This is a genomic window from Micromonospora sp. NPDC049366 (genome assembly GCF_044466625.1).
GTDB lineage: Bacteria > Actinomycetota > Actinomycetes > Mycobacteriales > Micromonosporaceae > Micromonospora.
In genome coordinates this window covers 98,378-110,981 of the sequence record NZ_JBITMV010000005.1, presented here as the reverse complement: position 1 = coordinate 110,981, position 12,604 = coordinate 98,378, and the positions used below count along the sequence as shown (strand labels likewise).

At 73.2% G+C, this 12,604-nt stretch carries 12 protein-coding genes; 10 read left to right on the top strand and 2 right to left on the bottom strand.

The annotated features are described in order from the left end of the window. The first annotated feature begins 68 nt into the window (after positions 1-68). From ACIBTV_RS09750 to ACIBTV_RS09705, 10 genes are all read left to right on the top strand, one after another. On the top strand, positions 69-473 hold the full coding sequence (locus tag ACIBTV_RS09750) for a hypothetical protein (protein WP_396703603.1): 405 nt from the start codon (positions 69-71) through the stop codon (positions 471-473). Positions 474-685: 212 nt separating this feature from the next. Beyond that, a complete protein-coding gene (locus ACIBTV_RS09745; protein WP_396703602.1) occupies positions 686-3,520 on the top strand; it encodes a Na+/H+ antiporter subunit A in 2,835 nt (944 codons plus the stop codon). After that, positions 3,517-3,999, top strand: coding sequence for a Na(+)/H(+) antiporter subunit C (locus ACIBTV_RS09740; RefSeq protein WP_396703601.1), 483 nt, complete (start codon positions 3,517-3,519; stop codon positions 3,997-3,999). The genes ACIBTV_RS09745 and ACIBTV_RS09740 overlap by 4 nt, the downstream gene beginning before the upstream one ends. A gap of 37 nt (positions 4,000-4,036) precedes the next feature. Then, the gene (locus tag ACIBTV_RS09735) at positions 4,037-5,545 is read left to right on the top strand and encodes a Na+/H+ antiporter subunit D (protein ID WP_396703600.1); all 1,509 of its coding nucleotides are present in this window, start codon (positions 4,037-4,039) and stop codon (positions 5,543-5,545) included. After that, the gene (locus ACIBTV_RS09730) at positions 5,542-6,141 is read left to right on the top strand and encodes a Na+/H+ antiporter subunit E (RefSeq protein WP_396703599.1); all 600 of its coding nucleotides are present in this window, start codon (positions 5,542-5,544) and stop codon (positions 6,139-6,141) included. The genes ACIBTV_RS09735 and ACIBTV_RS09730 overlap by 4 nt, the downstream gene beginning before the upstream one ends. Then, positions 6,138-6,401 carry a monovalent cation/H+ antiporter complex subunit F gene (locus tag ACIBTV_RS09725; RefSeq protein WP_396703598.1) on the top strand — a complete coding sequence of 88 codons (264 nt, stop codon included), beginning with the start codon at positions 6,138-6,140 and terminating at the stop codon, positions 6,399-6,401. Before ACIBTV_RS09730 ends, ACIBTV_RS09725 begins: the two co-directional genes overlap by 4 nt. Further along, positions 6,401-6,733, top strand: coding sequence for a monovalent cation/H(+) antiporter subunit G (gene mnhG / locus ACIBTV_RS09720; protein ID WP_396703597.1), 333 nt, complete (start codon positions 6,401-6,403; stop codon positions 6,731-6,733). Before ACIBTV_RS09725 ends, mnhG begins: the two co-directional genes overlap by 1 nt. Positions 6,734-7,005: 272 nt before the next feature. Beyond that, positions 7,006-8,364 (top strand): hemolysin family protein, encoded by a 1,359-nt coding sequence (locus ACIBTV_RS09715; RefSeq protein ID WP_396703596.1) that lies wholly within the window; start codon positions 7,006-7,008, stop codon positions 8,362-8,364. A gap of 109 nt (positions 8,365-8,473) precedes the next feature. Next, the gene (locus ACIBTV_RS09710; protein WP_396703595.1) at positions 8,474-9,538 is read left to right on the top strand and encodes a hemolysin family protein; all 1,065 of its coding nucleotides are present in this window, start codon (positions 8,474-8,476) and stop codon (positions 9,536-9,538) included. A gap of 93 nt (positions 9,539-9,631) precedes the next feature. Next, the gene (locus ACIBTV_RS09705) at positions 9,632-10,561 is read left to right on the top strand and encodes a sporulation protein (protein ID WP_396703594.1); all 930 of its coding nucleotides are present in this window, start codon (positions 9,632-9,634) and stop codon (positions 10,559-10,561) included. Positions 10,562-10,652: 91 nt separating this feature from the next. Here ACIBTV_RS09705 and leuE read toward each other — a convergent pair whose 3' ends face one another. Next, entirely contained in the window at positions 10,653-11,321 is a 669-nt protein-coding gene (leuE, locus tag ACIBTV_RS09700; protein ID WP_396703593.1) for a leucine efflux protein LeuE, read from the bottom strand. After that, positions 11,318-12,574 carry a bifunctional pyridoxamine 5'-phosphate oxidase family protein/GNAT family N-acetyltransferase gene (locus tag ACIBTV_RS09695; RefSeq protein ID WP_396703592.1) on the bottom strand — a complete coding sequence of 419 codons (1,257 nt, stop codon included), beginning with the start codon at positions 12,572-12,574 and terminating at the stop codon, positions 11,318-11,320. The genes leuE and ACIBTV_RS09695 overlap by 4 nt, the downstream gene beginning before the upstream one ends. Positions 12,575-12,604: the final 30 nt, after the last annotated feature.

Genomic DNA, 12,604 nt, shown 5'->3' with positions numbered 1-12,604 from the left:
CTGCTTGCTTGTGACGTGCAACATAAAGTAACTTCACTCGCGACGAGGACCGGGGTGGAGGGGATCGGATGGCCGTCGAGCAGCGGAGGGGCGAGCCCGGCACCGACGTGCTCATCCGCAAGGTCGACAGTCATCTCGCCGCCGTCCGGGTGGGCCTGCACGGTCCCGAGTTGGAGCTCGCCGAACGGCTCGCCCGCTGCCTGCGCGAGCTGGTCATCTCCACCGCCCACGCCAGCGCCGCCGACCGGGGGCAGGTCCGCGCGGCGGTGCACTACTTCGTGCTGCGCCGCGAGAGCCGAGGCCGGCTGCTGTCGGTGCGGTCCCTGGCTGCGGCCGAACGGATCATCGACCGGGTCGCCCGCCAGCTCGGCCGGGCCGACCTCCTCGCCGAGCCGTCGCACTGCGACCGCGCCACCCTGATCCGGTCCACGCCACCCGCGTCCGCCGACCACCGCCGCGCCGCCGCCGACTGACGCCCGCCGGACGGTCCCCGGTTGGTGATCGACTCCGTTTCCGTGATGTCGCGGTGTCCGGGCCGGCTGGATACCGCGACATCACTGATCCCGAGTGGAAGAGGCGATTTCCGGAAAACCGGGACGCCGAGGCGTGAACTGGCGTGTGATCGCAGCTAGGCGCCGACCCCCGCAGGAGGCGTCCGCCGCTGCCACCTCGACCGGGAGTGCGGGTGCTCGTACTGCTGATCCTTCACCTCGTGGTGGCACTGCTCGCGCCGCTGTTCGTCCGGTGGTGGGGTCCGCGCGCCTGCTATCCGCTGGCCGTGGCGCCGGCCGCCGCGTTCGTCTGGGCACTGGCCCGCACCCCGGCCGTACGCGACGGCGGCGCGGTGGTCGAGACGTACCCGTGGATCCGGCAGTTGGGCCTCGACGTGGCGCTGCGGATGACCACCCTGTCCTGGCTGCTGACGCTGCTGGTCGGCGGGGTCGGTGCCCTGGTGCTGGTCTACTGCGCCCGCTACTTCACGGCGGATTCGGTGGGTCTGGGTCGGTTCACCGCCGTGCTGGTGGCGTTCGCCGGGGCGATGCTCCTCCTGGTCCTCGCCGACGACCTGCTGCTGCTCTACGTGGGCTGGGAGCTGACCACCATCTTCTCGTACCTGCTGATCGGGCACAGCACCGAGCGGCGCGCCAGCCGGTGGGCGGCGGCCCAGGCCCTGATGGTCACCACGCTGGGCGGGCTGGCGATGCTGATCGGCTTCATCATGCTCGGGGTGCACGCCGGCACCTACCGTTGGTCGGAGATCGCGGCGCAGCCGTTGCCCGGCGGCGGTTACCTGGTCGCCGCGGTGGTGCTCATTCTCGTCGGGGCGCTGTCCAAGTCGGCGATCCTGCCGTTCACCTCCTGGCTGCCGGTGGCGATGGCGGCGCCCACGCCGGTCAGCGCGTACCTGCACGCGGCGGCCATGGTGAAGGCCGGCGTCTACCTGATCGGGATGCTCGCGCCGGTCCTGGCGGCGGTCGGCCCGTGGCGGCCGGTGACGATCGTGGCCGGCCTGGCCACCATGCTGGTCGGTGGCTGGGCCGCGCTGCGGCAGACCGACCTGAAGCTGCTGCTGGCGTACGGGACGGTGAGCCAGCTCGGCCTGCTGGTGGTGCTGACCGGGGCGGGCACCGCGGACGCCGCGCTGGCCGGGGTCGCCATGCTGCTCGCGCACGCCCTGTTCAAGGCGGCGCTCTTCCTGGTCGTCGGGATCATCGACCACGGCGCCGGCACCCGGGACCTGCGCGAACTCTCGGGTCTGCGGCACGGCTCCGGCCCGCTGGTCGGCGTCGCGGTGCTGGCCGCCGCGTCCATGGCGGGCGTGCCACCGCTGTTCGGCTTCGTCGCCAAGGAGGCGGTGTTCGCCGCGTTCATCGACCGGCCGGTGATCCTCGCCGGGCTGGTCGCGGGCACGGTCCTCACCGTCGCCTACAGCGTGCGGTTCCTGTGGGGCGCGTTCGCCGACCGGCCGGGCGTGGAGCAGACCCCGCTGGACCGGATCGCGCCGTCGCTGCTGGTGCCGGCGGCGGTGCTCGCGGTCGCCGGGCTGGTCGTCGGTCCCCTCGCCGCAGGCGTGGACGGGCTGCTCCGCCCGTACGCCGACCTGTTCGGCACCGCCCACGCGCACCTGGCGCTGTGGCCCGGGCTCACCCCCGCGCTCGGCCTCTCCGCGCTGGTGCTGGTCGCGGGCGGCGGACTGTTCGCGCTGCGCGGCCCGCTCGCGCCGGTGCTGGCCCGGCTTCGGGCCCCGGTGAGCGGCAACACCGGCTACGAGTGGGTGATCGGCCGCTTCGACCGGCTGGCGGTGGAGGTCACCAGCGTCACGCAGCGCGGGTCGCTGCCGCAGTATCTGGCCACCATCCTGATCGTGCTCGTGCTGCTGCCGGGTGGGGCGATGCTCGCGGCCCGTCCCTGGGAGGAGCGCGTCACCTCGTGGGGCACGCCGGTGCAGCTGGTCGTCGCCCTGGTGCTCGCGGTGGCGGCGGTGCTCGCGGTGGGCGCCCGTCGCCGGCTGACGGCGATGCTGCTGGTGGGGGTGACCGGCTACGGCACGGCGATGCTCTTCGTCCTGTACGGCGCGCCCGACCTGGCACTGACCCAGTTCCTGGTGGAGACCGCGACGATCGCGGTGTTCGTGCTGGTGCTGCGCCGGCTGCCGGAGCGGTTCTCGGTGCGACCGTTGCGGCGGGCCCGCTGGCTGCGCCGCACGCTCGCGGTGGCGGTCGGCGTCGTCGCCGCCGGGCTGGCCTTCACCGCCGCCGGTGCGCGGGAGGCGCCGTCCATCTCGGCCGCCTTTCCGGAGCTGTCGGTCGAGGAGGGGTACGGCCGCAACATCGTCAACGTGACCCTGGTCGACATCCGGGCCTGGGACACGATGGGGGAGATGGCGGTGCTGGTGGTGACCGCGACCGGCGTGGCCAGCCTGATCTTCGAGCGGTCCCGCACCGGGCCACGCCCGCGTCGCCCCGAGCCGTCCCGCCGGCCGACGCGGCCGGATCGGCCGATCTGGCTGCGCGGCGGCTCCCGCCTGGAGGAGCGACGGCGGTCGATCGTGTTGGAGGTGGTCACCCGGCTGATCTTCCACACGGTGGTGCTGTTCTCGCTGTTCCTGCTCTTCTCCGGTCACAACGCGCCGGGCGGCGGCTTCAGCGGCGGACTGGTGGCGAGCCTCGCGCTGGTCGTCCGCTACCTCGCCGGCGGCCGGTACGAGCTGGCCGAGTCGGCCCCGATCGGTGCCGGTACGGTCCTCGGCGCCGGCCTGGCCGTCTCCGTCGGCACCGGTGTGATCGCGTTGCTCGCCGGCGGATCGGTTCTCCAGAGCGCGCGGGTCGACCTCTATCTCCCGTTGATCGGCCACTTCTACCTGGTCACCTCCGTCTTCTTCGACATCGGTGTCTATCTGGTCGTGGTCGGGTTGATGCTGGACATCCTGCGCAGCCTCGGCGCGGAGGTGGACCGGCACATCGAGACCGCGGGCACGGCCACCCGGGGCCTCGCCGCGGAGCCGGGGGAGCGGCCGTGAGCGGGAGCGGGTCGAACCCCACGCTGGTGCTGGTGGTCGCCGTCGGCGTGGTGGTCGCCTGCGGCGTGAACCTCCTTCTGGAACGGAGCCTCAGCCGGATCCTGCTCGGCGTGATCCTGCTGGGCAACGGGGTCAACCTGCTCATCCTGCTGGGCGGGCGTTCCGGCGCCGCCCCGGTCGTCGGCACCGCCCCGGAGGACCGGATGAGCGATCCGCTGCCGCAGGCCATGGTGCTGACCTCGATCGTGATCACGTTCGGGCTGACGGCGTTCCTGCTCGCGGTGAGCTACCGCAGCTGGTACCTGACCGGCGACGACGAGGTGCCGGACGACCAGGAGGACCGGCAGATCATCCGGCTGGCCGAACGCGACGAGCCCGTCACCGCCGACCTCGGTGGCGAGGGTCCGAACGGCGACCCGGAGCAGGTCGACCCGGAGCCGGCCCGCCGCCGGCTGCGCCGTGGGGACGGCGTCGGATGACGGCGTACGGACGACGTCGCCGGGACGGGGGCCCCCGGTGAACCGGCTGCTGCCGTTGCCGGTGGTGGTGCCGCTGCTCGGCGCGGCCCTCACCCTGGTGCTCGGCCGGTGGCCCGGGGTGCAGCGGACCATCAGCGTCGTCGGGCTGACCACCACCCTCGCGGTCGCCGGGGCGCTGCTCGTCGAGGCGTACCGGCACGGGCCGGTGGTGCTGGCGATCGGCGGCTGGCCCGCCCCGGTCGGCATCGTGCTGGTCGCCGACCAGCTCGCCGCGCTGATGCTGGTGGTCTCGGCGGCGGTGACCCTGTGCGTGCTGCTCTACTCGATCGGTCAGGGGCGGGGGGAGACCGGCGAGACCGCCCCGGTGACCATCTACCACCCGACCTACCTGGTGCTGACCGCCGGCGTCACGAACGCGTTCCTGGCGGGGGACCTGTTCAACCTCTTCGTCGGCTTCGAGATCCTGCTCGCCGCGAGCTTCGTGCTGATCACCCTCGGCGGGACGCAGGCCCGGATCCGCACCGGGTCGACGTACGTGGTGGTGAGCATCCTCTCCTCGATGGTCTTCCTGGCGGCCGTCGGCCTGGTGTACGCGGCCACCGGCACGCTCAACCTGGCCCAGCTCGCGCGGCGGCTGGACGCGCTGCCGGACGGCGTCCGCCTGACGTTGCAGCTGATGCTGCTCCTCGCCTTCGGCGTGAAGGCGGCGGTGTTCCCGCTCTCCGCCTGGCTGCCGGACAGCTACCCGACGGCGCCGGCACCGGTCACCGCGGTCTTCGCCGGCCTGCTCACCAAGGTGGGCGTGTACGCCGTCATCCGCACCGAGACGCTGCTCTTCCCCGACGGGGAGGTGGGCACCCTGCTGATGGTGGTGGCCGGGCTGACGATGCTGGTCGGCATCCTCGGTGCGGTGGCGCAGTCCGACCTCAAGCGGGTGTTCTCGTTCACCCTGGTCAGCCACATCGGCTACATGATCTTCGGGGTCGGACTGAGCACCGTGGCCGGGCTCTCCGGCGCGATCTTCTACGTGGTGCACCACATCACCATCCAGACGACGCTGTTCCTCGTCGCCGGCCTGATCGAGGAGCGGTCCGGCAGCACCGACCTGCGCCGGCTCGGCGGGCTGGCCCGGATGGCCCCGCTGCTCGGCGTGCTCTTCTTCGTGCCCGCGATGAACCTGGCCGGCGTACCCCCGTTCTCCGGCTTCCTCGGCAAGCTCGGGCTGCTCCAGGCCGGTGTCGCCGCCGGTGGCGCGCTGCCCGGCGCGCTGGTCGCGGCCGGCACGGTGACCAGCCTCCTCACCCTCTACGTGGCCTCCCGGGTGTGGAACATCGCCTTCTGGCGCGCCCCGCAGATCGCCACCGACGAACCGGCGGTCCGGCTGCCCGGGCTGATGGTCGGCGCGACGGTCGCGCTCGTCGTGTTCGGGTTGGCGCTGACCGTCGTCGCCGGTCCGCTCTTCGACGTCACCGCCGACGCCGCCACCGACCTGCGCGACCGCACCCCGTACCTGCGGGCCGTCCTGCCCGAGGACGGACCGTGGTGAGCACCGAACCGCACTCCGACGAGCCGGCGCGGCCGCCCCGCGTCCGGGTGGGCCGCTGGCGCGACCAGTTCCTGGCGCTGGGCTGGCTGGTGCTGGTCTGGAATCTGCTCTGGGGCGAGTTCACCTGGGGCAACCTGGCCGCCGGCCTGCTGGTGGGCGGGGCGGTGCTGGTGTTCTTCCCCCTGCCACCGGTCACCTTCGGCGGTCGGGTGCGCCCGCGCTGGCTGCTGGCGTTCGTGGGCCGGTTCATCGTCGAGCTGGTGGCCGCCAGCATCCACGTCGCCCGCATCGCGGTGCAGCCCGGCTATCGGCCGCGCGGCGGCATCATCGCGGTCCCGCTGCGGGTGCGTACGGACCTGAACATGGCGCTCACCGCCGAGGCGGTGTCGCTGGTGCCCGGCACGCTGATCCTCGAGGTGGACCGGGACAACGCCGTCCTCTACGTGCACGTGCTGGACGTGCGCCGGCCGCAGGACCTGGCCGAGAACCGGGCGCGTGTCCTGGAGATCGAGCGGCGGATCGTCCGCGCCATCGGCTCGGCCGCGGAGCTGCGCCAGGTGGAGACCGACCCCGTCCCGAAGGAGAACCGTCCGTGAACACGTTCCTCGCCGTCGCGCTCACCGGCCTGCTCTCGGTGACCGCGCTCCTCGCGCTGGCCCGGCTCTACCGGGGGCCGTCGCTGCTGGACCGGGTGGTCGCCGCCGACATGCTGCTCGCCACCATGATCGGCGCGGTCGGGGCGGAGGCCGCCGTCAACGGACACGCCACCACACTGCCGGTGCTGGTGGTGCTCTCGCTGCTGGGGTTCATCGGCTCGGTCTCGCTGGTCCGGTTCGCCGCACGCGAGGACCAGTGATGCTGGGTACGATCGCCGACTGGGTGGGTGGCCTGTTCGTGCTGGCCGGCGCGGTGCTGGCCCTGGCCGCCGGCATCGGGGTGCTGCGCTTCCCCGACGTGCTGGACCGGATGCACGCCGCCACCAAGCCGCAGACGCTCGGAGTGCTGCTCCTGCTCGCCGGCGTCGCGCTGCGCCTGCGCTCCCCGGCGGACGTCGGGATGGTGGCGCTGGTGGCGTTGTTCCAGCTGGCGACGGCCCCGGTGGCGGCGCAGATGATCGGTCGCGCGGCGTACCGGTCCGGCCGGGTCGACCGCTCCCTGCTCGACACCGACGAGCTGGCCGGGCGTTGACGCCGGGCAGGCCCGAGCGTTGACGCCGAGTTGGCCGGGTGCCGACGCCGGGCGGGCGGGCGCGTCGACGCCGAGCCGGCCGGCGGCGACGGCCGGGGCCGGGTCGGAAACGGACACCGGACGCCTTCGTCCCACCCTCAGCGGACGTACAGCGGACGCCGATAAAATGGCGGCATGATCGACTCTTCTGCCCAGGAGGGCAGCAGTAGCCAGCCGGGTCGTGCCCGGCATCCTCTGGCCCCGACGCCGTACCGGGGAGCCCTGAGCCTCCCGTGTTGATCGTCCTCGGCCTTGTCCTGATCATCGTTCTCACCGCCGCCACCGGCTACTTCGTGGCTCAGGAGTTCGGTTACGTCGCCGTCGACCGGGGCAAGCTGCGCCAGCTCGCCGACGACGGCGACCAGGCCGCCGCCCGTGCGCTCGAAGTGACCGGCCGGCTCTCCTTCATGCTCTCGGGAGCCCAGCTCGGTATCACCGTCACCGCCCTGCTCGTCGGTTACGTCGCCGAGCCCTACCTGGGCGCCGGCCTCGCCGACCTGCTCGGCCTGGCCGGGGTCGCCGAGTCGCTGAGCCTTCCGCTCTCCGTCGCCCTGGCTCTGATCATCGCCACCGTCGTGCAGATGGTGCTCGGTGAGCTGGCCCCGAAGAACATGGCCATCGCCCGCGCCGAACCGGTGGCCCGGGCGCTGTCCCGCTCCACCTTGATGTACCTGCGGGTGGCGGGCCCGGCGGTCCGCCTCTTCGACCGCGCCGCCGTACGGCTGCTGCGCCGGGTCGGCATCGAGCCGATCGAGGAGCTGCCCAGCGGCGCCACCCCGGAGGACCTGGAGCAGATCATCGCCGAGTCCCGCCAGGAGGGGCACCTGGACGCGGAGATGTCCAACCTGCTGGACCGGGGGCTCGACTTCCGTGAGCTGACCGCCGGCGAGGCGATGGTGCCGCGCGTCGACGTGCACACCGTACGCGCCGACGAGCCGGTCAGCCGCGTCGTCGAACTGCTCGACACCGGCCACTCCCGCTTCCCCGTACGCGGTGCGGAGGGCGTGGACGACCTGGTCGGCGTCGTCGGCATCGCCGACGTGCTCGGGGTGCACCCCCGACAGCGCGCCACCACCCCGGTACGCGCGATCGCCGTACCGCCGCTGCTGGTGCCCGAGACCCTGCCGCTGCCGACGGTGCTGGACCGGCTCCGGTCCGGCCACCGCCAGCTCGCCTGCGTGGTTGACGAGTACGGCGGGTTCGCCGGCGTGATCACGCTGGAGGACATCGCCGAGGAGTTGGTCGGCCCGATCCGGGACGAGGACGACCCGCCGGAGCGGGCGCCGGCCCGGCAGGACGACGGTTCCTGGGTGGTGCCGGCCCGTTGGCGGATCGACGAGGTGGCCGACAGCACGGGCATCACGCTGCCCGAGGCCCCCGAGTACGACACGCTCTCCGGCCTCGTCATGCGTGAGCTGGGCCGGGTGCCCGAGGTGGGGGACCGGCTGGAGATCAACCTGTTGGCGGACGGCGAGGACGGCGAGGTGGACCGCCGAGCCCTGGTCGAGGTGCTCGCCGTCGACCGGCACGTGGCCGACTCCGTACGGCTGCGGGTGACCGAGCCGGGCCAGCGCCCGGAGGTGTCAGCGTGAGCGCGAGGAGTGAGCTTGCGAGCCCCGCAGTCGCGAACGAAGGACGGCTCAGCGTGAGCGCGAGGAGTGAGCTTGCGAGCCCCGCAGTCGCGAACGAAGGACGGTTCCGATGAGTCCCGGCATCGCACTGCTCACCTCGGTGGCGCTGCTCGCGCTGAACGGCTTCTTCGTGGCCGCCGAGTTCGCCCTGGTCGCCAGCAAGCGGTACCGCCTGGAGCAGGCCGCGGCCGGCGGCGGTCGCGCCGCGCGGGCCGCCCTGGACGGCGTCCGTGAGCTGTCGCTCATGCTCGCCGGCGCGCAGCTCGGCATCACCCTGTGCACGCTGGGCCTCGGTGCGCTCGCCGAGCCGGCGATCGAGCACCTGGTCAGCCCGGTGCTGCACGCGGTGGGTCTGCCGGACGCGGCGAGCCACGCGGTCGCGCTGGTCTTCGCGCTGGGGCTGGTCACCTTCCTGCACCTGGTGATCGGTGAGATGGCGCCGAAGTCCTGGGCGATCACCGACGCGGAGCGTTCCGCGATGCTGCTCGCCCTGCCGTTCCGCGCGTTCGCGCGGGTGGCCCGGCCGGTGCTCTCGGCGCTCAACGCCCTGGCCAACGCGATCCTGCGGCTGGCCCGGGTCAACCCGCAGGACCAGCTGGCCCAGGTGCACGGGCCGGACGAGCTGCGGATGCTGCTGGAGCAGTCCCGCGAGCACGGCCTGCTCGGTGCCGAGCAGCACCAGCTGCTGACCAGCATGCTGCAGTTGCAGGGCACGACCGTGGCCCAGGTGATGGAGCCGTTCTCGACGATGGTGACGGTTCGGCGGGACGACACGGCCGAGCACATCGAGCAGGTCAGCCGCGACAGCGGCCGGTCCCGGCTCGCCGTGCTCGACGCGGCCGGCAACGTCTGCGGTCTGGTGCACGTACGGGAGGCGGTGCGGGCGGTCACCACGGCCCAGACGGCCACCGCGGGCGACCTGATGAGCACCGCGTTCACCCTGCCCGCGGCGGCGTCGGTGACCGAGGCGGTGGCCGCCATGCGGGCCCGGCAGTCGCAGCTCGCGCTGGTGCGCAACGGTGGCGGCCCGGCCCGGCCGATCGGTTTCGTGGCGCTGGAGGACCTCCTTGAGGAGGTCATCGGCGAGTTCGACGACGAGACCGACACGGTGCCCCGCGGGCGGCGGATGCGCTGACCGAGGCCGCGCCGGCGGCTTTCCGCGAACCGGGGTGAACCCCCGGTACCGTCCGCCACAGTTGAGGTCGGGCGGGCGGACGGAGGGGTGCCGGTGCGGGTCACGGGGGTGTCGCCGGAGTCGGGCTGGACGGGCCTGACCGTGCGTACGGCCCTGGCGAATCCGAGCACCCGGCCGGGGCTGGCACTGCCCGGCCGGGTGACGGTCACCGCCGGCTCGGTGGACGTCCCGGTGTTGCACGTCCGGCTCGGCCTGGTCACGACGGCCGAGCCGGACGACCCGTCCGGACCGCGTCGCCTGGTGCAGTTCCACGACGCGTCGCTGACCGAGGCGTTCGTGCTGCGGGCCGGGCGGGGCCGGACGATCCCGTTCGAGTTCCCCGTGCCGTGGGAGACCCCGGTGACGATCTTCGGCGGGGTGCCGCTGCTCAGCCTGCGGATGGCGCTGCGCACGGAGGTGGCGGTCGAGCCGCGGCTGGACCAGGGCGCCATGGTGCCGGTCTTCGTGCATCCACTGCCCACCCAGGCGCACGTGCTGGCGGCGTTGGACACGCTCGGTTTCTCGATGCGCCAGGCCGGGTTGGTCGACGCCCGGCTGCCCGGGGTGGAGCAGACGCTGCCGCTGCACCAGCGGCTCGGCTACTGGGCGGCCCCGCTCTACGCCGGCCCGATGACCGAGCTGGAGGTGATCTTCGTGGCCAACTCGACGGGGCTGGAGGTGATCCTCTGGGTGGACCGCCGACTGGCCCTGGCCGGTGTCACCCATCAGAGCATCAGCCGGTTCCGGGTCTGGCACACGGGCGCCGACCAGCGGGACTGGGTGGCCACCGTGGACGGTTGGCTCCGGGAGGCGATCAATCGGCACGCGGCAGCCGCCGCGCACGCCGACTGGTCGGCGCAGATCACCGAGTCCGCGCACGTCAGCCGGCCACCGGACGAGCCCGTACCGCCCGGGTTCGGCCTGGGCGGCACCGCCGGCGGGCCGGGGGTCGGCGGTGGTGGCGGGGGCGGCGACGGCACCTGAGGGTCCGGCGCGGTGCCGGGTCGTCCCGGATCGGAGTCAGCGCGGTCCCGACCGGCCGGTAGTTGTGCCGCCGGCCGGTCGGGACCGCGGCTTACACGCTCGCGGTGGCGAGCTTGACGCTGAAGCCGAGGAAGAGGGCCGCCACGCCGGTGGTCGCTCCGGCGGCGAGCCGGCGACGCTGACGGAACTGGGCGGCCAGGAACGTGCCCGCGAAGATCAGCACGGTCAGGTAGAGCGCGCTGGTCACCTGCGCGATCAGGCCGAGCAGCACGAAGGAGAGTGCCGGCCAGGCGTAGTTCGGGTCGACGAACTGGATGAAGAACGAGATGAAGAAGAGGATCGCCTTCGGGTTGAGCAGGCTGATCACCAGCGCCTTGCGGAACGGGCTGCGCATCGCCGTGGGCTCGGCGGCGTCGATGAGGCGCGGCGCCGCTGGGTCGTTGCGGTCGCGCCAGCGCCGCCAGGCACCGCGCAGCATCGTCAACCCCACATAGCCGAGGTACGCGGCGCCGGCGTACTTCACCACCAGGAACAGCGGCGGGTACGCCTGGAGCAGCGACGCCACCCCGGCGGCGGAGAGGAACATCAGCACCCCGTCGCCGAGGAACACGCCACCGGCGGCCCGGTAGCCGGCGCCCACGCCACGCTTGGCGGCGGTGGAGAGGACGAAGAGCGAGTTGGGCCCGGGCAGCAGGACGATCGCCACGGTGCCCAGCACGTACGTTCCGAGGTCGGTGATGCCCAGCACGTCGGACATCATGGCCCCACCGGTGCCGTCCGGCGAAGTCTTTCCCGCAGCGTGACCTGTGCGTTCGGCCACTCATCGACGGTCATCGCGTACTGGACGGTGTCCCGCCACGAGCCGTCGGGGCGTTGCCGGTGCATCCGCAGCACACCTTCCCGGGTGGCGCCGAGGCGTTCGATGGCCCGCTGGGAGCGGGTGTTGCGGATGTCGGTGTGCCACACCACCCGCACGGCGCCGAGGTCGTCGAAGGCCCGCCCGAGCAGGAGCAGCTTGGCCTCGGTGTTGATCCCCGTGCGCCACCAGGGCCGGCCGAGGAACGTGTAGCCGATCGCCACCGACCGGCGTTGCGGGTCCACCTCGTACCAGGAGGTGCTGCCGACCACCGCGCCGGTGACCGCGCAGCGCTGCACCCAGGGCACCCGCTCGCCGCGCTGGTGGGCGGCGAGCGCTTCGCCGATCACCGCGGCCGTGGCCGGGGCGTCGGTCGGCAGGGGACGCCACAGGTGCCGCCACACCTCCGGGTCGGCGGTGGCGGTGTGCAGTTCGTGGGCGTACGCGAGGTCGAGCGGCTCCAGCAGCACGTGCTCGCCGCGCAGCGCCACCGGCTCGTGCCAGGGTGACCGGGCCTGGCGCAGGTACGCCGGCAGGGGCGCGGTCACGCCCGGGGCCGGCTCGGGGCGGCCCGGGGTCAGCCGCAGCGGCAGCACGCCCGCCCAGTGCGGCAGGTCGAGGTCGGTCTCCTCGTCGCGTACGCCGCCGTCGCGCGTCCGCACCGACACCTCGTGCAGCGGGAGGGCCAGCACGGCGGTCTCGGCCAGCTCGCGGCGGCTCGGCGGGCGGCTGTCGGCGGCCCGTCCGGTGCCGAGCTTCTCCACCAGGGCGGTCAGCACGTCGGCCTTCTCCCGCTCGTCGGTGACCAGGTGGGCGGTGCCGTGGGCGACCACCGAGCGGTAGTTGGCGCTGTGGTGGAACTGCGACCGGCCGTAGATCAGGCCGTCGAGCAGGGTGACCGCCACGCAGACGGGCAGGCCGTCGCCGCGGGCGGCGAGCAGCGGCCGGCTGCCGGTGGAGCCGTGCAGGTAGAGGGTGTCGCCGACGCGGACGTGCAGGGTCGGCAGCACCCGCGGCCCGCCGTCCACGGTGAACCCGAGCGCGCAGTCGTACGCCTCGTCGAGGATCGCGTGGGCCGCGGCCCGGTCGTAGCTCATCTTGTCGCGGGATCGCGTCGCGGTGGTCCGCGGGGTGCGGGGGAACGTGGTGGGTTGCATGTCGCCACCGCCTTTGTTCTAGTACAATCT